The organism is Sphingopyxis sp. (assembly GCF_035250425.1).
GTDB lineage: Bacteria > Pseudomonadota > Alphaproteobacteria > Sphingomonadales > Sphingomonadaceae > Sphingopyxis.
Map to the genome: position 1 here is coordinate 1 of NZ_DATFFD010000166.1, position 25,848 is coordinate 25,848.

Genomic DNA, 25,848 nt, shown 5'->3' on the forward strand with positions numbered 1-25,848 from the left:
CGACGCCGCCGTCGATAGCGACGGCGAGGGCCGGCATACGGCCTATGGCTCGGTCGCGGGGGTGGGATTCGGCCTGTCCGACGACGTCTCGATGGCGGCGGAAGTGTCGCTGACCCGCGACCGCGACCCCGGCGGCCACACGACCGAGGCGCTGGCGGGCCTCTCGGCCGGCTGGCAACCCGACGCCGACAGCCAGTGGGATTTGGGCGCCAATGTCGGCCTCAATCGCGACAGCCCGGATGTTGAGCTCTATTTCGGGTACGTGCGCCGTTTTTGACGTTTGCGCGCCGCTCGCGCATTCAGGGTGTAGGGAACGGATATCGATCGACGCGAAGCCTAATCGTCGAGGTTGTTATCCGGTGGCTGCTTGGCTGACAGGAAAAGCTGGGCGACGCCGTAAGGAATCGCCCCAAGCGCGCAAATTAGAGCGGCGCCAACAGGGAAGACGATCAAAGCCATTCCCGCGCCTCCGCGGAGATCGCTCGTCAATGCGACCCACACGCCATAGGCGAGAAAAAGTATCGCTCCGAAAAGGCAGGCGAACCAAAATCTTTTGAAATATCGTAGGATTTTCGAGAACAAGCCACGACGACCCGACGCCTCGACGGCCAAGTGATGACGGTATGTGGTCAGCAAGTCCATCGGGGGAGGCTAGTCCTTTGCGCCCGCGAGTCAAACCGCGGGCGTCAGGGATCCTCAGGCGCCAACCAGCCGCCGATCGCCGGCAAGCTTCAGTATCGCCTTCTGCAGCTTTTCAAAGGCGCGCACCTCGATCTGGCGCACACGTTCGCGGCTAACATCGTAAACCTGGCTCAAATCTTCCAGCGTCTTGGGATCGTCGGTCAGGCGGCGTTCGGTCAGGATGTGGCGCTCGCGCTCGTTGAGCGATTCCAGCGCCTCGTTCAGCAGCGAATGGCGGACGTCGCGTTCCTGCGCCTCGGCGACGCGTTCGTCCTGGAGCGGGCCTTCGTCGCCGAGCAGATCCTGCCACTGGCTGTCGCCATCCTCGCCCATCGGGACATTCAGCGAGGTGTCGCCGCCCATCGCCATGCGGCGGTTCATGCTGGTGACCTCTTCCTCGGTGACGCCGAGGTCGGTCGCGATCTTGGTCAGATGTTCGGGCGACAGGTCGCCGTCCTCGAACGCCTCCAGATTATTCTTCATCCGGCGGAGGTTGAAGAACAGCTTTTTCTGCGCCGCGGTGGTGCCCATTTTGACGAGGCTCCACGAGCGCAGGATGAATTCCTGGATCGAGGCGCGGATCCACCACATCGCATAGGTGGCGAGGCGGAAGCCGCGTTCGGGGTCGAACTTCTTCACGCCCTGCATCAGGCCGATATTGCCTTCGCTGATCAGTTCGCTGACGGGCAGGCCATAGCCGCGATAGCCCATCGCGATCTTTGCGACGAGGCGGAGGTGCGAGGTGACGAGCTGCGCCGCAGCTTCATTGTCGCCATGCTCCTGAAATCGCTTCGCGAGCATATATTCCTGCTCGGGGGTCAGCAGGGGGAATTTACGGATTTCCGCCAGATAGCGGTTCAGGCTGGCTTCGCCGCCGAGCGCTGGGACCGTGGCCGGAACATTGCTTTTAGCCATTGGAGAGTGTCTTCCCTAAAATCCTGAGAATATCTTGCCCTGGTTGGGTCCAGTGGTCGAGATAGATTTTCATTCGAAACCTAAACGCGCAATTCATCGATCAGTTCCCGCATGTCGCTTGGGAGTTCGCTGTCGAGCGCGATGTTGTTACCGGTCACCGGATGAATAAAGCCCAAATGGGCCGCGTGCAATGCCTGCCGCACGAAATTCCGCGCTTTCAGCACCTCTGATAGCGGCTTTCTGACGCGTCCATAGACCGGGTCGCCGACCAGCGGATGGCCGATATGCGCCATGTGAACGCGCACCTGGTGGGTGCGTCCGGTTTCCAGCCGGCATTCGACCAGCGTCGCATTCTTCAAGGGCTCGATCGTCCGATAATGCGTGACTGCATGCTTGCCGCGCCCTTCTGCGACCACCGCCATCTTCTTGCGGTTCGTGGTCGACCGGCCGAGCGCCGCGTCGATCGTGCCGTTTGCCGGGATCGGCCGCCCGGTCGCGATCGCGAGATAACGGCGATCGATGCTGTGTGCGGCGAACTGTTTGGCGAGGCCTTCGTGCGCGCGGTCGTGCTTGGCGGCGACGATCAGCCCGCTGGTGTCCTTGTCGATCCGGTGGACGATCCCCGGCCGCGCGACGCCGCCGATTCCCGACAATTGCCCCGCACAATGATGGAGCAATGCGTTGACCATCGTGCCGTCGAGATTGCCCGCGGCGGGATGGACGACCATGCCCGCGGGCTTGTCGATAACGATCAGATGCTCGTCCTCATAAGCGATGACCAGCCCCATATCCTGCGCGACATTATGCGCGGGCAGGGCGGCGGGCAGGCGAACCTCGATCGTCGCAGGCGCGGCGGCCTTTGCGGAGGGATCCCAAAGGATTTTGCCGCTTGCATCGACGACGCGGCCGCCCTTGATCAGGCTCTTCAATCTCTCGCGCGACAGGCTGGGGAGCGCCTCGGCGAGCGCCCGGTCGAGCCGCAGCCCGGCCGCGCTGTCGGCCAGCGCCACGGTCAAAATATCGTCATCCCCCTGCATTGATCGGAATGTGGTTTTCGGGCGCCGAAATTCAAGGGGACGGCTCGTCCACGCCCTCCCTTCGTCATGCCGGACTTGATCCGGCATCCATTCGGCGGCGGCGGCATGGACCCCGGATCAAGTCCGGGGTGACGACGGAAAAGGGCGGGGGCGCTTTGGCGCATCGCGCTTGCCCTTAAGGTCATGCCTGTCCTAGGAGCAGCCCCAAGCCGGAAATGTCCGGACACTGCGCTGGGGAGCCTTTTCATCCATGTCCGACGATCGCGTCGATTTCGCCTCGATGCTGGCCTCGCGCCTGTGTCACGACCTGCTGAGCCCTGTCGGCGCCTTCGCCAACGGTCTCGAACTGCTCGCCGACGAGAAAGACCCGGCGATGCGCGAGCGTTGCTTCGAACTGCTCGAACAAAGCGCGCGGACCTCGGCGAACAAGCTCAAATTCTTCCGTCTCGCCTTCGGGTCGGCGGGCGGGTTCGGGGAACTCGTTCCGGCCGACGAGGCGAAGTCGGCGATCCAGGGGATCATCGGCGACCGCGCGATCGACCTCAACTGGATGATCGGGACCGATCCGCTGCCCAAGCCGGCGGTGAAGATCATCCTCAACCTGTCGCTTCTCCTCGTCGATGCGCTGGTGCGCGGCGGCCGGCTCGATGTCGGGTGTGAGAAGCAAGGAGAGGGGATCGAGATCGCGCTGCATGTCGAGGCCGAGCGCATCTTCCTCGATGCCGACGTCGAACGCATCCTGGCCGAAGGCGAAGACGCCAGCCCGATGACCTCGCGCACCGCGCCCGCGGTGCTGGTGCAGGCGGTGGCGCGGCAGAATGACGGCACGGTGATGCTGGCGCGCGAAACGCCGACGTCACTGTTGGTCGGCGCGGTTCTCCGAGGGCGTTGAACGGGCTTCGCCGGATATCCCGCCGGAAAGGCAATGCATCCGCAAAAGGGTCTCGCAAAACGGCGAGACCCTTTCATCCTCTGCGGTCCTGACCAAAGGAAGCCCCATCGGCTTTCGGGGTCGCACGAACGCCGCTGCCTGCGCAGGCTAGGCCTATTTAACCGAGAGTCGATAGAATTCGCGCCGGAGGGAGTGCGGTCGCGTTCGGACCCTTTCGCCCTTTGTGTAAAACCCTCCTTAACCATTGTGCGCCATGGTGGAGCCTCGATTTCTGGGGCGCGCCGACACCTTCATGGACGATCTGCTGAACGACTTTCTCGCCGAAACGGCGGAAATCCTTGCCGAAGCCGGCGGGGCCATTGTCGCATGGGAAGCCGATCCCGCCGACCGCGCGCAGCTCGATGCGATTTTCCGGCTCGTCCACACGATCAAGGGCAGTTCGGGTTTCCTCGCGCTGCCGCGCGTGACCGCGTTGTCGCACGCCGCCGAAGACGCGCTCGATCAGGTGCGCCGCGGCAACCGCCCGGCGAACGCCATGCTCGTTACCGGGGTGCTGGGCATCGTCGACCGGCTCAGCGATCTTTGCACGGCTTTGGGCCAGAACGGCGTCGAACCCGCCGGCGACGACCGCGATGTGATTGGCGCGCTATCGGAGCAAAGCGCGCCCGAAGATGCGCCGTTCGAAGTCGCGGGTGTTCCGCTCCGCCGCGACGATGATTTCAGCGGCGAACTGCAAAACTGGCGATCGATCCGCGTGCCGCTGCCTTTGCTCGACAGCGTGATGACCGGGGTCACCGACATCGTCCTCGCGCGCAACGAATTTGCCCGGATGCTCAGGGAATCGGGCGCCGATCTGTCGGTCATCGCGTCGTTCGATCGTCTGTCCGACTCGATCGCGGGGATGCGCCAGTCGGTCAGTCAGATGCGCATGCAGCGGATCGACAAGCTCTTCGCCCCGCTGCCGCGCATCGTCCGCGATCTCGCCAAGGACATGGGCAAGAAGATCGCCTTCCAGACGAGCGGCGGCGAAGTCGAGCTCGATCGCGAGATGATGGAGAATATCCGCGACCCGCTGATCCACATCGTCCGCAACGCGATCGATCATGGCATCGAGCCGCTCGAGGACCGCGTCGCAGCGGGCAAGGATATCACCGCGACCATCTCGGTCTCGGCGCGCCAGTCGGGCAACCAGATCGAAATCGAAGTGCGCGACGACGGCCGCGGCCTGTCGCCCGACGCCCTGACCGCGAAGGCGATCGCCGCGCGCCTCCTGACCGCGGCCGAGGCGCGCGCGCTGACGCCCAAGGACAAGCTCGACCTGATCTTCCGTCCCGGCTTTTCGACCGCGGCGAAGATCACCTCGATCTCCGGTCGCGGCGTCGGCATGGATATCGTCAAGGCGAATGTCGAAAAGATCGGCGGCATCGTCGAATTGCGCAACGAAGAGGGGCGCGGGCTCGCGATCCTGCTCCGCGTGCCGATGACGCTGACGATCATTTCGGGCCTGATGGTCCGTGCGGCCGGGCAATATTTTGCGATACCGCGCGGCGCGGTGCGCGAAATCCTGCTCGAAAACGGCGATACGGTGCGCATCGATCAGCTCGGCGGCGGCGAACTCGCGACGGTGCGCGGCGAGCAATTTCCGCTCCTTCGCCTCGAAAATATCCTGGGCCGCGAGCGCGACCAGGCCGACGACGGTGACGACCGCGCGCTCGTCATCGTCCGGCCGGGGCAGGGGCAAAGCTATGCGCTCAGCGTCGCGGCGATCCACGACCATGAGGAACTGGTGATCAAGCCCGCGGCGCCGATGATCATGGCGACGGGTCTTTATGCCGGCACGACGCTGCCCGACAACGGCCGGCCCGTGCTGTTGCTCGATGTCCAGGGTCTGCTGGCGACCGCAGCGATCGACGCCAGCGAAACCGGCCGCAGCCACGACCGGTTGGCCGAGGCCGAAGCCGAAGCCGCGGCGGCGCGGAATGCCGTGCAACTGCTGCTCTTCCGCGACACGAACAGCCGTGTCCGCGGCGTCCGCCTGTCGGTCATCGAACGCGTCGAGGAGGTTCCGGCATCGGCGCTGTTCGAAAGCGCGGGCAGGGTGCAGGCGCAGATTGGCGACGATATTTTCCCCGTCCATGCCGCGGCGCTGCCGGGCGGCGAGGGGACGCTGAAGCTCCTGCGGCTCTACGATGGCCGCGCGGTGCTCTGTTACCCGATCGCCGAAGTGATCGACATCGTTCGCCTGCCCGATGCCGTGCAGCCGTCGGCGGCGCCCGGGCTGATCGCGGGCGTCGTGCTCGTCGGCGGCGACCCGGTCGAACTGATCGACCCCTTCTGGCTGATGGAACAATATGCGGCGGGCGCGCCCACACCCGCGCTACGCCAGCCGCTCTGCCGCCTTGCCGATGATCATGACGGCTGGGGCGGCAATTTCCTTGCGCCGATCCTGCGCAACGCCGGCTACCGCGTCGCCCTGGGCGACGACGCGTCGGAAGAGGCGCCCGATGTCCTGCTCTGCCTCACCGAAGAAGGCGAGCTTTGCGGGCACGCCGACGGCGACGTGCCGGTGATCCGCCTGCGTACCTCGATCGCCGCCGCGGGGCCGGAGGACGATACCGTCTATCGCTATGACCGCCAGGCGCTGCTCGACGCGCTGCGCCGCCAGGTCGGGGGAGAGCGCGCATGATGGAAAAACTCTATCTGATCGCGCGCATCGCCGACACGCGGGTTGCGCTGCGCAGCCGCGCGATCAATTCGGTCGTCACCGTCGGTATGCCGGTAGAGGTGCCCGCCGCGCCGCCGCATGTCGCGGGGCTTTTTGCGCTGCGAAGCCGTGTCTTCACCCTTATCGACCCGCATGTCGTCATCGGCCTGCCCGCGGTGCCGGTGGCGCCCGGCCAGCGCGTGATCGTCGTCGATGTCGCCGAGCATGGTTATGCGCTGCTCGCCGACGAGATCGAGGATGTCTGTTTCATCGACGCCGCCGAAACGCGCATCGCCGGAAAGCTGCTCCCCGGCTGGGCGCGCGTCGCCGATGCGATGATCGAACATCGGGGCGCGGCGCTGCTCGTTGTCGATCCATCCAACTTTATCACGTTGCCGACCTTAAAAGCCGCATGAATTCGGCCGTCTATTAACGGGCTGCACACGCCTTCACGGTAAACATGCCCAAATCCCGGGGGTCGGAGTTAACTGAATGTCGAAATCTTGTCTGGTGGTCGATGACAGCAAAGTCATTCGCAAGGTCGCGCGCCATATCCTTGAAAGCATGTCTTTCGCCGTCGAAGAGGCGGCCGACGGTCAGGAGGCGCTGACCTTCTGCCGCGCCAATCGTCCCGATGTCATCCTGCTCGACTGGAACATGCCGGTGATGAGCGGAATGGAGTTCCTCGGCGCGTTCAACGATCTCGACTATGGGCGCGAAGAACGCCCGCGCGTCGTTTTCTGCACGACCGAAAACAGCATCGATCATATTCGCGCGGCGATCGAGGCCGGGGCGGACGAATATGTCATGAAGCCGTTCGACCGTGAAACGCTCGAAGGGAAGCTGCAACTCGTCGGCATTGCCTGAGGTTTTTTAGGTGGCCCGTCCACAACGCCTGATATCCGATCCAGAGCCAACCGCCCGCACCGTGCGCGTGATGCTCGTCGACGACAGCCTCGTCGTCCGCAGCATCCTCGAACGGATCGTCGATCAGCGGCCGGGCTTGAAGATCTGTGCGTCGGTCGCCTCGGCGCACGACGCGCTCGACTATCTGGCGCGCGAACCCGTTGACGTCGTCGTGCTCGATATCGAAATGCCCGGAATGAACGGCATCGACGCCTTGCCGCACATCCTCGAGCGCGCCGAAAAGGCCCGCGTTCTCATCCTGTCGTCGAATTGCGTCGAGGGCGGTCCTGCCGCGATCGACGCGCTTGCACTCGGCGCCAGCGACACGCTCGCCAAGCCCGGCCGCGGCAGCTTTTCGGGGCGTTTCGCCGAAGTGCTGACCGAGCGAATCATGACGCTCGGCCATCAACGCGACTTCCCGGTGGCGGTCCAGGCGGCCGAACGCCTGGCTCCGGCGCCCGCCCCCTTCGCGATCGATACCGACCAGCCGATCGAATGCATCGCGGTCGCGGCGTCGACCGGCGGCATCCCCGCTTTTGCCAATTTCCTCGCGCACCTCGATCCCAGGATCACCGCGCCGATTCTGCTCACCCAGCATCTGCCCGACGCCTTCATGGAATTTTACGCGAAACAGATCGCGACGATGACGGCGCGCCGCGTCCGTGTTGCCGAAGCCGGAATGGCGGTCGAGCGCGGCTGCGTCTATCTTGCCCCGGGCGATGCGCATTTGCTCGTCGTCGCCAATGGACGGCGCCGCGAAATCGCGCTCGATCACCGTGCCGTCGACAATGGCTGCTGCCCCTCGGCCGACCCGATGCTCGACTCGGTCGCCGAGATCTATGGCAAGGGCGGCGTCGCCGTGATCCTCAGCGGCATGGGGCGCGACGGGGTGATCGGCGCGGCGCGGTTGAAGGACGCCGGCGGCACGATTTTCGCGCAGGCGCCCGAAAGCTGCGTGATCTGGGGCATGCCGGGCGCGGTCGCGAAGGCGGGCATTGCCGCGGCGACGCTGAATCCCGACGCGATCGCGCTGATGCTGGGCAGCTTCCTGCAAGGCCGCGGGCAGGGGCGCCGCAAGTCATGATGGGCGCCACCGCCAGCGAATCGGCTTACCGCGTCCTTATGGGCGTGCTCGAATCGCGGACCGGGCAGACGCTGTCGCCGAACCGCATCTGGCGGATCGAAATGTCGCTGAAGCCCGTGATGCAGCGCCACGGCATCGCCGACCTCGACGCGCTCGTCGCCGCGCTGGTCACATCGAACAGCCGGCAATTGCTCGACGATACCGTCGACGCGATGCTCAACAACGAAACCTATTTTTATCGCGAATATAGCGTGTTCGACGAAATAGCTGCGACCGCGCTTGAGCGTATCCGCGAGATCAACGCGCTGCGGCGACGATTGACCGTCTGGCATTGCGGCGTATCGACCGGGCAGGAAGCCTATTCATTGGCGATGCTGATCGCCGAACAGGGTGCGAAATGGGCAGGCTGGCAGGTCGATATCGTCGGCACCGATGTCAGCTATCACGCGATTTCGCGCGCGCGCGTCGGCCTCTATAGCCAGTTCGAGATTCAGCGCGGCCTGCCGGTTCAGCGCATGGTGCGCTGGTTCGATCAGACCGACGGCGGATGGCTCGCCAAGGCGGACCTGCGCCGCCGCGTCGATTTTTCGGTGCAGAACATGCTCACCGACCGGCCGCCGCTGGCGAGCCCCGCCGACCTGATCTTCTGCCGCAACCTGCTCCTCTATTTCTCGGCGCCGATGCGCCAGAAGGCCTTTGCGCGGCTCCGCGCGATGGCGGCGCCGCAAAGCTTCCTTGTGCTCGGGGCGGGCGAAACCGTGCTGGGCCAAACCGACCAGTTCGTCGCCAGCCCGCGCCTGCGCGGCCTTTACGAGCCCGCCGACCAGCAGGTGCGCCGCGCCGCCGCCTGACCTTGCTTTTTGCGCCCCACTGGCGCAATCGACGGCTTGGTAAGCACAGGACGGACCCATAAAACGCATGAGCGATTTTATCGAACGCTGGTCTCCCAATTTCGACGAGCGCGCGCTGCCCATCTCGATGATCGTGCTGCATTATACCGGTATGAAGAGCGGTCCCGAAGCCATTGATTGGCTTGCCAATCCTGAATCCGGCGTGTCGGCGCATTATGTCGTCAGCGAGGACGGGCAGATCACCTTGATGGTGCCCGAGGACAAGCGCGCCTGGCACGCCGGGAAATCGCACTGGCGCGGCATCAGCGACATCAATTCGGCGAGCGTCGGGATCGAGATCGTCAATCCGGGGCACGAATGGGGCTATGTCCCGTTTCCCGACCCGCAGGTCGCCTCGGTCGTCCGCCTCGTCCACCAGATCAAGGACCGGCATTCGGTCACGCGCGGCAACGTTATCGGCCATTCGGATGTCGCACCGACGCGCAAGCAGGATCCGGGCGAGCTGTTCCCGTGGGAAGAACTCGCCCGCCGCCGCCTCGCGCTGCCGCGGCCGACCAAGAAGCTCACCGATCCCTTGTGGACCGACGCAGGTTTCCTGCTCGCGCTCGAACGCTTCGGCTACGACGTGACCGACGGGTTCGCGGCGACCGTCGCGTTCCAGCGCCGCTTTCGCCCCGAGCTGATCGACGGCACGATCGACGGCGAATGCCGCGCGATCCTGCTCGCGCTGCTGCTGCCCCAGCCCGAGGGGAACTGATCGGCGGTTCGACCGGTTGCTGCCGTTTCTTTCTTCGTCACCCTGAACTTGTTTCAGGGTCCATGGTCTGCCGTTTCCTTCGAAGCAGCGGCTAATTTGGATCTCGGGCCATGGATGCTGAAACAAGTTCAGCATGACGAGTTTTGGGCAGCTCCCACCCCAAAACAGCCATTCCCACAATCGCTCGTAATGTTTGGCCATTCGCGCTATACTCACTCCCGCCAGAGGGTCGGGCGATCGCCGCTTTCGCAAGAAAGGGGAGGAAAGTCCGGGCTCCACGGAAATCACGGTGCCGGATAACGTCCGGCGGATCGGGCTTCGGCCAGGTTCAGGGAAAGTGCCACAGAGAGCAGACCGCCAAAGGCTTCGGCCCGGCGAAAGGTGAAAGGGTGCGGTAAGAGCGCACCGCGCGGCTGGTAACAGGCGCGGCACGGCAAACCCCACCGGGAGCAAGGTCGAATAGGGACGGTACGGATTTATCCAGGGCTGATTCCGGCCCAGCCGTCCGGGTTGACTGCTTGAGCGTTCGGGTAACCGTTCGCCTAGAGGAATGATCGCACAGTCCCCGCAAGGGGATGGACAGAACCCGGCTTACAGACCCTCTGGCACCTCTCTCCCCAACGCCGCTCGCGGAACCGCCCGCGCGCGGACCGCGTTCTAAGCGGACCAGCAGGAAGGGAAGCGCATCATGAAAGTCGTCGATGACCATGTCGAAGTGACCGAGACCGAGGCGAGCAGCGGGGTCAAAGGGCATAATGTCCGCTATGTGCTGGGGTTTTCGCTGGTCGCGGTGATTATCGTCCTGTCCGCCATCTGGATCATCCCCGCGCTGTTGCGGCCCTGACGATGGTTATTTCGCCTTGGTGACGCCGACCAACTCTTCTTCGGCGCCCGGTGTATTCTCCATATAGACGATCCTGACCGGCCGCTTGAATTTCCGCGTGTACAGCTTGTCATAGCTGCGATCTTCGCCGGTTCCGGTGACCTTCAGCAACGTCGTGATCGTGTCGCCGGTCGCGACGTTCCAGCTCATCTCGTTGCCGTCATGCGCATAGGTGCGGCTATAAACCGTCGCATCGAGCCCGATCAGCCGCATTCGCGGCCCGTCCTTTGTCGTCACGGCGCGATAGCGATAAGTCGCCGACAGCGCCGTCGTGCCGCCGGTCAGATCCTTGATGGTCAGCACGCCCTTGCCGATCGTCAGCCCGGCGGGGCCGAGCGGATCGGGCTCGAGCTTGAATTGGCCCGCGGGCCGATGCCCCATATCGACTCCGGTGCGATAGCTGAGCACGACATGGACGGTGCGCGCGTCGGGACCGGACACCACGAAAACCGTGTCATTATCGCCATCGCCATTGAGGTCGCCATCGGCGCGCGCCTCGATTTCCCCGCCGGGCTCGAGCCCCTCGATCGGCAGCGCGTCGCTGATCGGCGGTTGCGGCGGACGCGCGGGCGCGGCGTGCGCCGCACCCGGCAGCATAAGCACGGCTATCCATCGCAGGCTTCGCATCGTTCGTCCCCTTTTCCATCGACCGGTTTATCAGCGGCTATCGCACCGTCCAGTCCGCGTCGGTGACGGCGCGCACAGTTTTAATTTCCGCTTTCCTGCATTGTCCGGCTGACCTACCTTCGTACCAGGGTCGGGAAAAAGCGGCATTTTGGTGATTTCAGTGTGAAGTTGCGCAGAATTCCGCCATTTTCCGTTTGCGCCTGTTTGGGGCGTTTGGGGGTAGGCGATGGGGAAGCTATGGCGGGCTGGCGTGCTTGGTGCGGCGCTTCTGGCGCTTTTGTGCCTGGCACCGGCGGCTGCGGCCGCCTGCGGCACCGCGCCGGTCACGGGCGACCGCGTTGCGCTCTTGATCGGCAACAGCGCCTATAATGACTGGGAATGGCCGTCGCTGAAAAATGCGGTCAACGATATCGACCATGTCTGCGACGCTTTTGCCAAGGCCGGTATCGCGCCGCGCATCGTCCGCAACGCCGACATGGCCACCCTCGACGCCGCGCTGACGCGCTTTGCAAGCGAGGCGGCGGGCGCGAAGTCGGTGATCGTCTATTTTGCCGGGCACGGGTTCGAATATGGCGGCCGCAACTGGCTGGTGCCGATGGACGCACCGCCCGCGACGCGCCGCGCCGATGTCGAAAAACGCTATCTGTCGATCGAGACCGTCGTAAAGCGCGTCGTGCCGCAGGGCGCCTTCACCCTGCTGTTCGTCGATGCGTGCCGCACCTCCGACCCGGTGGTGCGCGTCGAGGACGCCGATATCGCGAAGGGCGAGGCGGGGTCGGCGCCGCTCGGCCTGCTCGACATCGGACAGGGCGCGGTTTTCTATTCGACCGCCAAGGGACGCCCCGCGCTCGATTTCGCGCCGGTGGGCTCGCCGGTCAGCCCGTTCGCGGCCGCGGTGGTCAAGGAACTCGGCATTCCGGGCCTCGAAATCTCCGATTATTTCAAGGTCGTGTCGCGCGAGGTGTACAAGCGGACCCTCGGGATGGAGTTGGGGCCGCAACAGCCCTTTCATTATGGCAGCTGGTTCGACGATTATTATCTCGTCGCGCCGCCGGAGGTGCCGGGGGCGCCGTCGGTGACGCCGGCTTCCGCTGCGGTTTCGGGCGCGGCGGCGGCACGCGGAGCAAAGCCCGCCGTTGATCCGCTCGCCGATATTTCGCCCGACCGGCTGGCGATCGAGGACGAGCCGATCCTGATCGCCGACATGCTGTCGCGTCACCGCGCGAGCGAGATTGTTGCGCTGGCCGACGGCGGCCATCCGCTCGCGCAGCAGCTCGCCGGCTATATGCTGTCGCTCGGCGTCGGGCTGAAAAAGGATATGCCGCGCGCCCGCGCCTATCTCGAAGCCTCGGCGGCGCAGGGCTTTCCCGCGGGGCAGCAGGAGCTCGCCTATCTGCTCCTCGAAAATGATCCGGCGCCCGCCGATGTGAAACGCGCTTATGACCTCTACGTCGCGGCCTCGAACGCGGGGTTTTCAAAGGCAAAGACCCATCTCGCCTATCGGCTGGCGGCGGGCACCTTTGGCGCAGCCGACTTTGTGCGTTCGCAGGCGCTCTATGCCGAGGCGGCGGAAAAAGGGCATCCGGCCGCGATTTTCGCACTCACCTATTTCCCTGACACGCGCGCCGCGAACCTCGCGCGGCTGCGTGCCATCGCCGATGCGGGCAATCCGGAGGGCAGCCACTGGCTCTGCGAGGCGCATTTCGCCGACAAGAGTTTGGCGAAGGCGATCGAAGATTGCGGCGTCGCGGCACGCGCGGGCTTCGCAGGGTCGCGCGCGATCCTGGCCAACGCCTATGCCGAGGGAATGGGCGTCGCGGCCGACGCTCGCGAGGCTGCGCACTGGGCAAAGCTTGCGCGCGACCTTCCCGAACTCAGGAAGGATCAGCGCGACCTGATTGCGGGGATCGGCGAGTGACGGTCAGGAATAGCTGACCGCCACCACTTCCCACTCCTTCGGTCCGGCAGGGAGCTGCACCGTGCGCAGGTCGCCGGTCGCGGCGCCGCGCAGCGCGCGGGCGAGGGGGCTGTTCCAGCCGATGCGGCCTTCGCCCGCCTCGGCCTCGTCGTCGCCGACCAAAGTGACGGTGCGCCGCGCGTCGTCATCGTCGGCAAGTTCGACGGTGGCGCCGAACCAGATGCGGCTCTTGTCGGGCTGCTCGGCGGGGTCGACGACGCGCGCCGCCTTCATACGCCGCGCCAGGAACGAAAGGCGGCGATCGATCTCGCGCAGCCGCTTGCGGCCATAGATATAGTCGCCATTTTCGCTGCGGTCGCCATTGCCCGCCGCCCAGCTGATCACCTCGACCAGCTTCGGCCGTTCGCCGCCGAGCAGCGCGTCATATTCGGCGCGCAGCGCGGCAAAGCCCGCCGGGCTGATGATGTTGGCCTTCTCCCCCGCCATGCGGACGTTAACCGGGCGTGCGCTTGCCGAGGTAGAAGCTCAGCGGCGCCTGCTGCCGAGCCCCCCCGCCATCGCGCAGCGTGTCGTAAACGACCGCATTTTCCAGCACGCGCTGCACATAGTTGCGCGTTTCGAAAATCGGGATCGCCTCGATCCAGTCGACCATTTCGATCCCGCCGCCGCGGGGGTCGCCGTTGGCGCGCAGCCATTTGTTCACATTGCCCGGCCCGGCGTTATATGCCGCGACCGCGAGCGGATAGCTGCCGCCGAAATAGCGCAACATCTGCTGGAAGTAAGTCGATCCCAGCATAATATTATAATTGGTGTCGGTGGTCAGCGAGCCCGCGTCATAGCTCATCCCGAGCTTGCCCGCGACTTCGCGCGCCGTGCCCGGCATCAACTGCATCATCCCGCGCGCACCGGCATGGCTGATCGCCTGCCGGTCGAACTGGCTTTCCTGCCGCGTGATCGCGTGGATGAAGGTCCAGTTGCTTTCATGCCCCGCGGGCACGCGGACGGTCGGGAAGCCGGAAACCTCGACCGCATCGAGGCTGTTCGCCTGCGCGCTGCGGCCGATCATCACGCCCAGGTCGGGACGCCCGATCTGCGACGCGAGCTTTCCGGCGAGCACATGATCGGCGGGCGATGTCGCCTGTTGCGCAAGGGCGCGCAGGAACATCGACTGTTCGCGCCACGCGCCGATTTCACCCAGCGCCCGCGCGGCGCGCACCAGCCGGTCCTCCTCGAACGCGCGGCGCTCGTCATTGCTGACCTGGATGGTCGGATCGGGGGTCGGTTTGGGCTGCGGACGGTTCAGCCGTTCGAGCGACAACTGGCCGTAATATTGGTCATAATGCTGCGCGGCATCGGCGAAATGCGCATTCGCCGTCGAGCGGTCGCCCGCCGCCAGCGCCGCGCGGCCGGCCCAGTAAAAGCCCTTCGTGCGCGTCTGCGCCGAGCGCGCGGCTTCGCCATAGGCCCGGTAAAGGCGCACCGCCTCGGCCGGACGACGCAGGTCGCGATAGGCGAGCTGCCCGGCGAGCCATGCGAGCGAGGTATAATCGTCGCGCACCCCGAGCGGCGTCTCGCGGATCACCGTTCCGGCCGGGAAGGCGTCGTCCAACTGGCGCGCGATATTATAGGCGGTCGTCTTGTCGCCGCCATCGCTCGCCTGCCGGGCATTGGTGAGCAGCGTTTCGAGCCATTCCTCGGGATCGGTCGGCGCCTTCGCCAGCGAGCGCGGCGCGGCGAGCAGCGCGCGCGCTTCGCCGACACGGCCCGCCTTGCGCAGCCAGGTCGCCTTGTCGGTGATATAGCCCGCGTCGGTGCGGGTCAGCGACGGATTGGCGCTTTCGGCGGCGGATGCCTGAAAGGCGGCGTCGACCGAGGCGTTGCGCATCGCGAGCCGGGCGGCGAACACGTTGCGCTTGTCGGGCGAGGTATAGGCAAGCTGGCGGCTCGCGGCGGCGGTGGCGCCGAGCCAGAGCAGCCGGTCCATCCGCGCGTCATGGTCGGCGGGGGTGATCGCGCCGGGGAACATGGCGAGCGCGCGGCTCGTTTCATAATCGTCGAGCGGCCCGCTGATCCACGCGCGGCGGACCGCGGCGTTGGCGTCCTCGCGGCGCCCAGACGCGTTGAGTGCCAGCGCATAGCGGAGCTGCCCGCTCGCGGTCTGCGGCGGGTAGGCCTGGAAATAGGCGAGGGTGCGCTGGGGGTCGTAGCTGTCGAGCGAGATGGCTTTTTCGGCGCGGGTACGCATCTTGTCGTTATCGGGCCAGCCCTTGTTGGCCATCAGGAAGCGCGAAAGCTGGTCGAACGAGGCGCCGGTGTTCGCCGTCAGCCGCCGCCATTCCATCACCGCATCGCCGACCGAGCTCGTCGACGGTGGCGGACCCGACGTCGCCGCCAGACCCATCTGGGCGCGATACCAGGCCATTTGTTCGGGGGTCAGTTCGCTGGCATGGGCAGCAGTTGGAATGAGGAGGGCCGCGGCGAGCGCAAGGCGGGATATGCTGGGCAACGAGATCATAGCGGCCATATGTAGGGTCCAAATCCAGAGGTGTCACGTTCGAGGCGTCGAAATGGCGAAGACATCGGCCTCGCTTGGCCGCTGCGGATGGTGGTTCCATCTGCAAGGCCACGCGGGGCCGAGATCGAAGCCATTTCGGTGTCCCTTCGGGATTTGACCGATTTTGTCCATGGCTGCGTCAGCGAGCCTTGGAATATGCTCATATGCCTGCGCCTCGCTTCCTTGCCCTGAACAAAATCGCTTCAAACCTCGAATGCGACACCTCTGGATTTGGACCCTAACGCCAAACTCCTTGCGGGGCGCTGAATAGACGTCCAATAGCGGCGCGCTGGCCGGATTCTATCGGTTACAGCAGGGTATTGTAAAGGAGCGGTGCATGTTTTCGGGGTCGATTCCCGCTTTGGTGACGCCATTTCGCGATGGGGCGTTCGACGCCCCGGCCTTCGCGCGCCTCGTCGATTGGCAGATCAAAGAGGGGACCAGCGCGCTGGTTCCGTGCGGCACGACCGGCGAAAGCCCGACGCTCGGCTACGACGAACATTATCAGGTGATCGACAGCTGCATCGAGGCGGCGGCCGGGCGCGTCCCCGTGATCGCGGGTTGCGGATCGAACGACACCGCGACCGCGATCCGCCATATGCGCCATGCGCAGGCGGCAGGTGCGACCGCAGCGCTGATCGTTGCGCCCTATTACAACCGGCCGAGCCAGGCAGGCTTGATCGCGCATTTCAAGGCGCTCGCCGATGCCAGCGACCTGCCGATCGTCGTCTATAACGTCCCCGGCCGCACCGTCGCCGACATCAGCGCCGAAACGATGTGCGAGCTCGCGAAAATCCCGACGATCGTCGCGATCAAGGATGCGAGCGGCGACCTCGCGCGTGTGACGATGCACCGCGCCGGGGCGGGCGAGGATTTCTGTCAGCTCAGCGGCAATGACGACCTCTGGCTTCCTCATGCGGTGATGGGCGGCGTCGGCTGCATTTCGGTCACCGCCAATGTGGCGCCGCGTTTGTGCGCCGATTTCGCGGCGGCGGCCGCCGCCGGCGAGTGGGCGCGCGCGCTGGCGCTGCATGATCGGTTGTTCGACCTGCACAAGGCGATGTTCTCCGACACATCGCCGGGGCCGGTTAAATATGCGCTGTCGCGCATCCACGACTGGTTTTCGCCCGAAGTGCGCCTACCTATCATCGCGACGAACGATGCGTCGCGCGCCGCCGTCGATGCCGCGCTGTCCGCGGCCGGAGTAATCTAGGTCCCGCAATGGCTCGTCCCCAGTCCGCCGCCGAATTCGACAAGAAGAAAGTCGTCGCCGAGAACCGGCGCGCGCGGTTCGACTTTGCCATCGAACAGGTGTTCGAAGCGGGGATCGCGCTGCAAGGGACCGAGGTCAAGTCGCTCCGCTTCGGCGAGGGGACGATCGCCGAAAGCTATGCCGAGGTGAAGGGCAATGAGGTGTGGCTGATCAACAGCAACATCCCCGAATTCAGCCACGGCAACCGCCACAATCACGAACCCAAGCGCCCGCGCAAGCTGCTGCTCAGCGGCCGCGAGATCAACAAGATGTACGCGGGTGTCGCGCGCCAGGGCATGACGCTCGTCCCGCTCTCGGTCTATTTCAACAGCCGCGGCCGCGCCAAGGTCGAGCTCGCGCTCGCCAAGGGCAAGAAGGCGCACGACAAGCGGGAGTCGATCAAGGAACGCGATTGGAAGCGCGACAAGCAGCGGCTGATGAAAGAGCGCGGATGAGCGGGAGCAAACCCCGCGACAAGGCGGCAGTGATGAACTGGGTTCGCCGCAATTCGCCGACGCGCGAAGAGTTGCTCGCAAGCCGCTTCGTCAAACCCTTCTCGCATCGCGTCGCACACAGCCATTTGTGGCGCTTCACCCGGACGTCAGTGCCGCGCGGGACCGCGCTCGGCTTGTTCGTCGGAATATTCTTCCTGATCCCGGGGGTGCAGATATTGGGCGTCGCGCTGCTCGCGCTGCCCGTTCGCGCGAATATCCCGATCGGCGCGGCGATGACCTTCCTGTCGAACCCGTTCACGACGCCGTTCATCATCATCGCGTCGGTGTGGCTCGGCGACTGGCTGTTCGGGCTCCACGCGAACAGTGCGACTTTTTCGGCGATGATCGAGCATGGCGCGTCGGCGGGCGAGTGGGCGCGCTGGGTCTTTTCCGATGCGGCGCCCGCGATGCTCGCCGGGCTGTTCGTCATTTCGCTGGTGTCGGCGGTCGTCGGCTACATTCTCGCCTCGATCTTCTGGGACAATTGGATTCGCCTCCGCTGGCGGCGCAAACTGGCGCGGGCGCGCGACCAACGACATGAGGCATCGACCAGCGACACGGCGGCCGGTTGAACCCCCAAACAGCAGGCGTATAGCTGTCGCATCGCTAATCTGCGCCGTGTCCGCGCGGCGCGGATTTTCGCTTCATATCGAAAACTGGGGAATATCATGACTCTGCATATTTCTTCGCGCCTGATGGCGACCGCCGCGCTTGGTGCCCTGCTCCTCGCCGCCGTTCCGGCAACCGCCAAGGAAAAGGCCGCCACGGCACCCGCCGCCGAAACCACCGCAAAGCCCGAGATCGGCGATTTCGGTTTCGACCTCACCGGTATGGACAAGAGCGTCCATCCGGGCGACGATTTCTATACCTATGCCAACGGCAGCTGGGCGAAGAACACGCAGATCCCGGCCGACAAGTCGAACTATGGCATGTTCACCGCGCTCGCCGACCTGTCGCAGACGCGCACGCGCGAAATCCTCGACGTCGCCAAGGGCGATCCCAGCAGCATGATCGGCCGCGCCTATTCGTCCTATCTCGATGCGGCCGCCGTCGAAGCGAAGGGCCTCGCCCCGATCCAGCCCTGGCTCAACAAGGTTCGCGCCGTCGACAAGGCCGGCCTCGCGGCTTTGCTCTCCGAAGCCGACCGCAGCGGCATCCAGCATTTCTTCGGCGGCTATGTCGGCCAGGACGACAAGAACCCCGACGTCTATATCTACACGATGTTCCAGGGCGGCATCGGCATGCCCGACCGCGATTTCTACCTCAAGGAAGGCGAGCGGAACGCGAAGCTGCAGACGGCCTACCTCAAGCATCTCGAAAATGCTCTGACGCTCGCGGGCGAGAAGGACGCGCCCGCGCGCGCCAAGGCGATCTACGATTTCGAAAAGCAGGTCGCGACCGTCCACTGGGACAAGAACGACAGCAGCGACGCGACCAAAGTCTATAACAAGATGACGATCGCCGAGCTCGCCAAGGCGGCACCGGGCTTCGACTGGCAGGCTTTCATCCGCGGCCTCGGCGTCAAGGAGGATTCGATCCTCGTTTCGCAGCCGAGCGCCTTCACCGGCGAAGCCAAGCTGCTCGCCGACGCGCCGATCGGCGTGATCCGCGACGCGCTGATCGTGCGCAGCCTCGACGGCTTCTCGGGCGTGCTGCCCGATGCGGTCGCGCAGGAAGCCTTCTCCTTCTATGGCACCGCATTGTCGGGCACGCCGCAGATGCAGGAACGCTGGAAGCGCGCGGTCGACTTCACCACGAGCAATATGGGTGAAGCCGTCGGCAAGGATTATGTCGCGAAATATTTCCCGCCCGAAACCAAGGCGGCGATGGACGTACTCGTCAAGAATGTGCTCGCCGCGCTCGACACGCGCATCGGCAACCTGACGTGGATGCAGCCCGGGACGAAGGTGAAGGCGAAGAAGAAGCTCGCGAACTTCACGACCAAGATCGGCTACCCCGACCGCTGGAAGGATTATAGCAAGCTCGAAATCCGCGGCGACGACCTGTTCGGCAACCAGCTGCGCGCCAACCAGTTCGCGCACGACGACAATGTCAGCCGTCTCGGCGGGCCGATCCGCCGCTGGGAATGGGGCATGACCCCGATGGAGGTCAACGCCTACGCCAATTTCGGGATGAACGAGATCGTCTTCCCCGCCGCGATCCTGCAGCCGCCCTTCTTCGATCCGCACGCCGACGCCGCGGTCAATTATGGCGGCATCGGCGCGGTGATCGGCCACGAGATCAGCCATCATTTCGACGACCAGGGCGCGAAGTACGACGAAACCGGCAAGTTGGCGGACTGGTGGACCCCCGCCGACGTCACAGCCTTCGAAGCCGCCGGCAAGGCGCTGATCGCGCAATATGACGCCTATGAAGTGCTTCCCGGCGAAAAGCTCGACGGCACCTTCACGCTCGGCGAGAATATCGGCGATCTCGCCGGCCTGACGATCGCTTATGACGCCTATAAAAAGGCGCTCGGCGGCAAGGACGCGCCGGTGATCGACGGGCTGACCGGCGACCAGCGCTTCTTCCTCGGCTGGGCACAGGTGTGGCGCCGCAACTATCGCGAGCAGAATCTGTCGCAGCGGATCACGACCGATCCGCATTCGCCCTCGATCCAGCGGACTTGGGTCTCGCGCAACCTTGACCCTTGGTATAAGGCCTATCAGATCAAGCAGGGTCAGAAGCTCTACCTCGAGCCGAAAGACCGCGTCCGCATCTGGTGATGCGCCACTAAGAAAGATAACCGTTGACCGTGCAAAGCCTGCCCTCCGCTGATGGTGATCTCATCAGGGGGGCGGGCTCCGCCGGGCCATTGTCGGCTCCGGCGGGCCTGTCGCACGTCGACAAGGCGGTGCTTGCCGGGCTGGCCCTGTTGTCCGCCGCGCTGCTGTTCTGGGCGACACGCGATACGATATTGGCGGTCGGCTTCCTTGCCGGGCTTGCGGTTGCCGCGGGCGGGGTGATCCTCGCGCGGCGGCTGTTCCCGGCAGCGGTGACGGGCGAGGCGGTCGCACCCGACTGGACGATGCTGCGCCAGGCGGTGAATCACGACGATGTCGCGATCGCGGTGACCGATCGCGGCGGCCGGATGGTCTGCGCGAACGATCTGTTCGGCACCTGGATGGGCGGCTTCGTCACGCCGCCCGGCCTGCCGCTCGAAGGGCGCGGCGCCGAACTGCTGAAAAATGCTGGCCGGATCGCCTGGCGCGACGGCGAAGGCAGCGTCGACGATATCGCGATCGGCCCGCTGCAACTGCGCGCGCAGGTGACGCGCACGGGGCAGTCGGAGGATTATCTCGTCTGGCGTTTCTCGGCGATCGAGCGGCTCGATCTCGTTTCGGAAATCATTCGCCATCTCGACGGTCCCGCAGGCCGCACGCTCGGCCATGCGGGGGTGATGGCCGCGCTCGTCAGCGCCGAGGGGCGCCTCCGCGTTGCGAACCGGGCGTTCCTCCTCCGCGCGCTGGGCGAGGACGACGCGGTCCATTATGCGGGCCGCGATGTGGCGCCGATGATCCGGCTCGACGACGCCGGTGCGCTCTATTTCGCGCGCGAGGGTGACCGCGCGACGCCGGTCCGCCTGATCCAGATTCCGCTCGCGCCCGCCGACAGCAATACGCCGATGCTGCTCGCGATGCTCGACGAGGAAATGGGCCCTACCGACCGCGGTACGGCGCAGACCTACGTCGAAACATTACTCTCGTTGCTTCCCTTTGGCCTCGCCATGGTCGATCGCGACGGGCGCTTTCTCTATGTGAACCGGGCATTCGTGCGGGCGGCCAACCTTCCCGAAGGCAAGATGCCGCGTTATCCGGGCGACATTGTCGTCGGCGAGGACAAGGGCGCGCTCGCCGATATGATCCGCCGCCACAGCAGCGGCCAGCAGGTCGGCGGCGACCTGTCGATCCGGCTTGCCGGGCAAAGCGGCGATCCCGTGTCGATGCGGATCGTCGGCGTACGCGGGCTGGGTGAGGCGGCGGTGCTGCTGAGCCTCAAGGATTCGAGCGAGGAATCGCGCCTGAAGCAGCAGGTGGCGCAGGCCTCGAAGATGCAGGCGGTCGGGCAGCTTGCCGGCGGCGTCGCGCATGATTTCAATAATATCCTGACCGCGGTTCTCGGCGCCTGCGACCTGATGCTGATGCGCCATACGCCCGGCGACAGCGACTATGACGATATCCAGCAGATCCGCAGCAACGCCAATCGCGCCGCCAGCCTGACGCGGCAATTGCTCGCCTTCTCGCGGCAGCAGACGTTGCGCCCGCAGATATTGCAACTGCCCGATGTGATTTCCGAAGTGTCGCACCTCTTGAAGCGCCTGATCGGCGAGACGGTCCAGCTGTCGGTGCACCATGGCCGCGGCCTCGGCGCGGTGCGCGCCGATCCGGGGCAGCTCGAACAGGTGATCATCAACCTCGCGGTCAATGCGCGCGACGCGATGCCGGGCGGCGGGACGCTGACCATGGAAACCTATCCGGTGTCGGCGGCCGACGTGCGGCAGATGGGCAATGAATTCATGCCGCCGGCCGATTATTGCGCGTTGAAAGTCAGCGACACCGGCACCGGCATTCCCGCCGATGTGCTGCCCAAGATTTTCGAGCCTTTCTTCACGACCAAGGATGTCGGAAAGGGGACCGGGCTCGGGCTCTCGACCGTCTATGGGATCATCAAGCAATCGGCGGGTTATATCTTCGCCGACAGCAAACCGGGGCAGGGGACGAGTTTCTTTATCTATCTGCCCGTCCACCGTGCCGAGGGCGATGCGCCCGTCGTGGTGCCGCCGCCCGCCAAGCCCAAGAAGAGCCAGTGGGGCACCGGAACGATCCTGCTCGTCGAGGATGAGGATATGGTGCGCGCGGTCGCGGAACGCGCGTTGACCCGTGCGGGTTATAGCGTCGTCACCGCCTCGCAGGGCGAAGAGGGGCTTGAGCGTTTTGTGCAAATGGAGAAGGTCGATTTGATCATCAGCGACGTTGTGATGCCGACGATGGACGGTCCGGCGATGGTGCGTGCGATGCGCGCCAAGCGGCCCGACCTGCCGGTCCTGTTCATGTCGGGCTATGCCGAGGAGCAGCTCCGCCAATCGATCGACATCGACGATGTCGCCTTCCTCCCCAAACCCTTTTCGGTCGCACAGCTGGCCGAGGCGACGTCGGCGGCGCTCGACGAGGCTGCGCATCGGGTGTCCAATGGCCACTAACTCCCGCATCCTGCTCGTCGAGGACGATGTGCTGATCGGCATGATGCTCGCCGATATGTTCGACGCGCTCGACCTTCCCGAACCCGCGCAGGCGACGAGCAATGAAGAGGCGCTGGCGCTCATCGCGGCCGAGCCGTTGGCCGGGGCGCTCGTCGATATCAACCTCGGCGAGGAAAAAGGCTGGCCGGTCGCCGACGCGCTCGCTGAGCGCGGCATTCCCTTTGCCTTCACTTCGGGCGGCGGCGACGTCGTTCCGGCCGCCCACGCGCATCGCAAGCTGATCACCAAGCCGTTCCGGATCAGCGATATCGAGGCCGCGCTGGATGACTTTTCGGCGGAATAGAGCGTTTTTCTTCCCTGTGAGTTTTATTTTGTTCTCCACTTGTTCCATGAGAACAAATGTGGCACATAGTTCCGGCGTTGCGATGCTTCTGCTGTCGCTCTAGAGCTGGAAAGGGACGGTCATGGCCGGACAATTGTCACTCGTCGAATCGGGGAAATCAGTGAACAACACGGACAGGCAGAAGGCGCTCGACGCCGCGCTCGCGCAGATCGATCGCGCGTTCGGCAAGGGCTCGGTAATGAAATTGGGCTCGAAGGAAACGATGCAGGTCGAGTCGATCTCGACCGGCTCGCTCGGCCTCGACATCGCGCTCGGCGTCGGCGGCCTGCCGCGCGGCCGCGTCATCGAAATCTACGGTCCCGAAAGCTCGGGCAAGACGACGCTCGCGCTGCACACGCTCGCCGAGGCGCAAAAGGGTGGCGGCACCGTCGCCTTCGTCGACGCCGAACATGCGCTCGACCCCGTCTATGCCCGCAAGCTCGGCGTCAACATCGACGAACTCATCGTGTCGCAGCCCGACACGGGTGAGCAGGCGCTCGAAATCGTCGACACGCTCGTGCGTTCGAACGCGATCGACGTGCTCGTCGTCGACTCGGTCGCCGCGCTCGTCCCGCGCGCCGAAATCGAAGGCGAAATGGGCGACAGCCACGTCGGCCTGCAAGCGCGCCTGATGTCGCAGTCGCTGCGCAAGCTCACCGGCTCGATCAGCCGCTCGCGCTGCATGGTGATCTTCATCAACCAGCTGCGCATGAAAATCGGCGTGATGTACGGCAATCCCGAAACCACGACCGGTGGCAACGCGCTCAAATTCTATGCGTCGGTCCGCCTCGACATCCGCCGCACCGGCCAGATCAAGAATGGCGACGAGATTGTCGGCAACACCACCCGCGTGAAGGTCGTCAAGAACAAGGTCGCGCCGCCGTTCAAACAGGTCGAATTCGACATCATGTACGGGCAGGGTATTTCGAAGATCGGCGAAATTCTCGATCTGGGCGTCAAGGCCGGCATCGTCGAGAAATCGGGCGCCTGGTTCAGCTATGATTCGATCCGCATCGGGCAGGGCCGCGAAAATTCGAAAACTTTCCTCAAGGACAACCCCGAACTGATGGATCGGCTCGAAACCGCGATCCGCGGCCGGACCGAGGCGGTCGCCGAAGAAATGATGGCCGGCCCCGACGACGAGGGCGACGACGACAATTGATAGCCATCCGACCGGTTCGCTTCGGCGGACCGGCCGGCTAACGGCGGCGGGCTCCACTGCCCCTTGGACCTGTATCCTCTCCCCACAGGTCGGCCCGCCCGCCGTTGATCCTTGCCTGACAACCACAAGCGGGTACAACGCGCCATGCCCGCGATCCGCCTCTTCGGCCTTCCCACCGACATCAACAGCAGCTTCGAGCGCGGCGCCGCCGCCGGGTCCGCCGCGATCCGCGCGATGCTGTGGAGCGACCGCGGCAATATGGCGAGCGAGCTCGGCCCCGAAATCGGCACCGGCATCGCGCTCACCGACGACGGCGACCTGCCGCTGACCGAAGACACGCCGAGCGACGACGCGGCGATCCGCCGCTATCTGGCCATTGTGCGCGAAGATGGAGAAGTTCCGCTCGCACTCGGCGGCGACCATGCCGTGACCTTCCCGCTCGTCGAAGCCGCGGCGACGTGCTTCGGGCCGGTCAACATCCTCCATTTCGATGCGCACCCCGACCTCTACGACGATTTCGCGGGCAACCCGCGCAGCCACGCCTCGCCCTTCGCCCGCATCTGCGAGGCCGGCCACGCCAAGCGGCTGGTGCAGGTCGGAATCCGCACGCTCAACAATCATTGCCGCGAGCAGGCCGCACGCTTCGGGGTCGAGATCACCCCGATGGCCGATTTCACCGCTGATAGGGTGCCGGTGCTCGACGGACCGCTCTATATTTCGATCGATCTTGATGGGCTCGACCCGTCGGCGGCGCCCGGCGTCGCGCATCCCGAACCCGGCGGGCTGACGGTGCGCGAAATGCTCGCCGTGCTGCACAAGCAGACCGCGCCGATCGTGGGCGCCGATATCGTCGAGCTTCATCCGGGCCGCGACGTCGGCGAGGTCACCGCGATCCTCGGCGCGAAGCTCGTTCGCGAGCTCGCCGCGCTGATCGACCGCAACGGAACCCCGCAAACTGCCCGCTAGGAGAGCGCCATGAGCCTGATCGTCCACCATCTGAACAACAGCCGCTCGCAGCGCATCCTGTGGTTGCTTGAGGAAATCGGTGCGCCCTACGAGATCAAATTTTACGATCGCGATCCGGTGACCAACCTCGCGCCGCCCGAGCTGCTTGCGGTCCACCCGCTCGGCAAGTCGCCGGTGATCGAGGTGTTCGACGATTCCGCCTCCGGCGGGAGGGGCCGCGTGATCACCGAATCGGGCGCGATCACCGAATATCTGTGCGAGCGGTACGGCGGCGGGCATCTGGTTCCCGAACGGGGCACCGACGATCATATCAGCCACCTCGAATGGCTGCATTTTGCCGAGGGGTCGGCGATGACACCGATCCTGCTGCGTATCTATACCGCGCGGCTTGGCGAGGCGGCGGCGCCGATCGAACCGCGCATTTCGCAGCAGCTGGATTCGCATTTCGCCTATATGGAAAGCCGCGTCGGCGAGAATGGCCATTTCATCGGCGACAGCCTGTCGGCCGCCGACATCATGCTGAGCTTTCCCGCCGAAATCGCGATCATGCAGGGCATGGCGCCGCGCTATCCGAAGCTCGCGG

Annotated in this window: 24 protein-coding genes, 1 other RNA gene and 1 pseudogene; 20 read left to right on the forward strand and 6 right to left on the reverse strand. The window is 65.0% G+C overall.

From position 1 onward, the window contains the following. Positions 1-277 (forward strand): annotated as a pseudogene (locus tag VJ811_RS09810) (transporter); the annotation flags it as partial. 59 nt (positions 278-336) lie between these two features. Here VJ811_RS09810 and VJ811_RS09815 read toward each other — a convergent pair. The 3 genes from VJ811_RS09815 to VJ811_RS09825 form a co-directional block, all read right to left on the reverse strand. Then, complete coding sequence (locus VJ811_RS09815; protein ID WP_324072090.1) at positions 337-642, reverse strand: hypothetical protein; 306 nt, start codon at positions 640-642, stop codon at positions 337-339. A 54-nt stretch (positions 643-696) separates the two neighbouring features. Then, positions 697-1,596 carry an RNA polymerase sigma factor RpoH gene (gene rpoH, locus VJ811_RS09820; protein WP_324072091.1) on the reverse strand — a complete coding sequence of 300 codons (900 nt, stop codon included), beginning with the start codon at positions 1,594-1,596 and terminating at the stop codon, positions 697-699. 80 nt (positions 1,597-1,676) lie between these two features. Then, positions 1,677-2,633: an RluA family pseudouridine synthase gene (locus VJ811_RS09825; protein WP_324072092.1), complete on the reverse strand. Its 957-nt coding sequence runs from the start codon at positions 2,631-2,633 to the stop codon at positions 1,677-1,679. A 250-nt stretch (positions 2,634-2,883) separates the two neighbouring features. Here VJ811_RS09825 and VJ811_RS09830 point away from each other — a divergent pair, with 250 nt between their 5' ends. The 9 genes from VJ811_RS09830 (at position 2,884) to VJ811_RS09870 (ending at position 10,671) form a co-directional block, all read left to right on the forward strand. After that, positions 2,884-3,525: a histidine phosphotransferase family protein gene (locus VJ811_RS09830; RefSeq protein WP_324072093.1), complete on the forward strand. Its 642-nt coding sequence runs from the start codon at positions 2,884-2,886 to the stop codon at positions 3,523-3,525. Between the two features lie 253 nt (positions 3,526-3,778). Further along, complete coding sequence (locus VJ811_RS09835; protein ID WP_324072094.1) at positions 3,779-6,211, forward strand: chemotaxis protein CheA; 2,433 nt, start codon at positions 3,779-3,781, stop codon at positions 6,209-6,211. Then, on the forward strand, positions 6,208-6,645 hold the full coding sequence (locus tag VJ811_RS09840; protein ID WP_324072095.1) for a chemotaxis protein CheW: 438 nt from the start codon (positions 6,208-6,210) through the stop codon (positions 6,643-6,645). Before VJ811_RS09835 ends, VJ811_RS09840 begins: the two co-directional genes overlap by 4 nt. A gap of 76 nt (positions 6,646-6,721) precedes the next feature. Next, positions 6,722-7,096 carry a response regulator gene (locus VJ811_RS09845; RefSeq protein WP_039575078.1) on the forward strand — a complete coding sequence of 125 codons (375 nt, stop codon included), beginning with the start codon at positions 6,722-6,724 and terminating at the stop codon, positions 7,094-7,096. A 10-nt stretch (positions 7,097-7,106) separates the two neighbouring features. Beyond that, the gene (gene cheB, locus VJ811_RS09850) at positions 7,107-8,219 is read left to right on the forward strand and encodes a chemotaxis-specific protein-glutamate methyltransferase CheB (protein WP_324072096.1); all 1,113 of its coding nucleotides are present in this window, start codon (positions 7,107-7,109) and stop codon (positions 8,217-8,219) included. Then, the gene (locus VJ811_RS09855; protein ID WP_324072097.1) at positions 8,216-9,070 is read left to right on the forward strand and encodes a protein-glutamate O-methyltransferase CheR; all 855 of its coding nucleotides are present in this window, start codon (positions 8,216-8,218) and stop codon (positions 9,068-9,070) included. The genes cheB and VJ811_RS09855 overlap by 4 nt, the downstream gene beginning before the upstream one ends. 67 nt (positions 9,071-9,137) lie before the next feature. Next, a complete protein-coding gene (locus VJ811_RS09860; RefSeq protein ID WP_324072098.1) occupies positions 9,138-9,827 on the forward strand; it encodes an N-acetylmuramoyl-L-alanine amidase in 690 nt (229 codons plus the stop codon). A gap of 221 nt (positions 9,828-10,048) precedes the next feature. Beyond that, positions 10,049-10,437: RNase P RNA component class A (gene rnpB / locus VJ811_RS09865), an RNA gene on the forward strand. Between the two features lie 78 nt (positions 10,438-10,515). Beyond that, positions 10,516-10,671 carry a hypothetical protein gene (locus tag VJ811_RS09870; RefSeq protein ID WP_324072099.1) on the forward strand — a complete coding sequence of 52 codons (156 nt, stop codon included), beginning with the start codon at positions 10,516-10,518 and terminating at the stop codon, positions 10,669-10,671. A gap of 6 nt (positions 10,672-10,677) precedes the next feature. Here VJ811_RS09870 and VJ811_RS09875 read toward each other — a convergent pair whose 3' ends face one another. Next, positions 10,678-11,337: a hypothetical protein gene (locus tag VJ811_RS09875; protein WP_324072100.1), complete on the reverse strand. Its 660-nt coding sequence runs from the start codon at positions 11,335-11,337 to the stop codon at positions 10,678-10,680. A 226-nt stretch (positions 11,338-11,563) separates the two neighbouring features. On the opposite strand from VJ811_RS09875, the gene VJ811_RS09880 reads away from it, so the two are divergent. Continuing rightward, positions 11,564-13,255 (forward strand): caspase family protein, encoded by a 1,692-nt coding sequence (locus VJ811_RS09880; protein WP_324072101.1) that lies wholly within the window; start codon positions 11,564-11,566, stop codon positions 13,253-13,255. A gap of 3 nt (positions 13,256-13,258) precedes the next feature. On the opposite strand, the gene greB is transcribed toward VJ811_RS09880, so the two are convergent. Together greB and VJ811_RS09890 are read right to left on the reverse strand one after the other, a co-directional pair. Continuing rightward, positions 13,259-13,741, reverse strand: coding sequence for a transcription elongation factor GreB (gene greB / locus VJ811_RS09885; RefSeq protein WP_324072102.1), 483 nt, complete (start codon positions 13,739-13,741; stop codon positions 13,259-13,261). A 7-nt stretch (positions 13,742-13,748) separates the two neighbouring features. Next, positions 13,749-15,770 (reverse strand): lytic transglycosylase domain-containing protein, encoded by a 2,022-nt coding sequence (locus VJ811_RS09890; protein WP_324072110.1) that lies wholly within the window; start codon positions 15,768-15,770, stop codon positions 13,749-13,751. A gap of 376 nt (positions 15,771-16,146) precedes the next feature. On the opposite strand from VJ811_RS09890, the gene dapA reads away from it, so the two are divergent. The 9 genes from dapA to VJ811_RS09935 form a co-directional block, all read left to right on the forward strand. Beyond that, positions 16,147-17,022: a 4-hydroxy-tetrahydrodipicolinate synthase gene (dapA, locus tag VJ811_RS09895; protein WP_324072103.1), complete on the forward strand. Its 876-nt coding sequence runs from the start codon at positions 16,147-16,149 to the stop codon at positions 17,020-17,022. A gap of 8 nt (positions 17,023-17,030) precedes the next feature. Further along, a complete protein-coding gene (gene smpB, locus VJ811_RS09900; RefSeq protein ID WP_088442006.1) occupies positions 17,031-17,516 on the forward strand; it encodes an SsrA-binding protein SmpB in 486 nt (161 codons plus the stop codon). Further along, positions 17,513-18,127, forward strand: a complete 615-nt coding sequence (locus VJ811_RS09905) for a DUF2062 domain-containing protein (protein ID WP_324072104.1) — start codon at positions 17,513-17,515, stop codon at positions 18,125-18,127. The genes smpB and VJ811_RS09905 overlap by 4 nt, the downstream gene beginning before the upstream one ends. A 96-nt stretch (positions 18,128-18,223) precedes the next feature. Continuing rightward, entirely contained in the window at positions 18,224-20,281 is a 2,058-nt protein-coding gene (locus VJ811_RS09910) for a M13 family metallopeptidase (RefSeq protein WP_324072105.1), read from the forward strand. 89 nt (positions 20,282-20,370) lie between these two features. Then, a complete protein-coding gene (locus VJ811_RS09915; RefSeq protein ID WP_324072106.1) occupies positions 20,371-22,755 on the forward strand; it encodes a hybrid sensor histidine kinase/response regulator in 2,385 nt (794 codons plus the stop codon). Then, the gene (locus VJ811_RS09920; RefSeq protein WP_324072107.1) at positions 22,745-23,098 is read left to right on the forward strand and encodes a response regulator; all 354 of its coding nucleotides are present in this window, start codon (positions 22,745-22,747) and stop codon (positions 23,096-23,098) included. The genes VJ811_RS09915 and VJ811_RS09920 overlap by 11 nt, the downstream gene beginning before the upstream one ends. A gap of 121 nt (positions 23,099-23,219) precedes the next feature. Next, positions 23,220-24,299, forward strand: coding sequence for a recombinase RecA (gene recA / locus VJ811_RS09925; protein ID WP_058536098.1), 1,080 nt, complete (start codon positions 23,220-23,222; stop codon positions 24,297-24,299). Between the two features lie 111 nt (positions 24,300-24,410). After that, positions 24,411-25,265 (forward strand): agmatinase, encoded by an 855-nt coding sequence (gene speB / locus VJ811_RS09930; protein ID WP_324072108.1) that lies wholly within the window; start codon positions 24,411-24,413, stop codon positions 25,263-25,265. Between the two features lie 9 nt (positions 25,266-25,274). Next, positions 25,275-25,848, forward strand: a 574-nt coding sequence (locus VJ811_RS09935; protein WP_324072109.1) for a glutathione S-transferase, incomplete at its 3' end; no start/stop codon positions are given.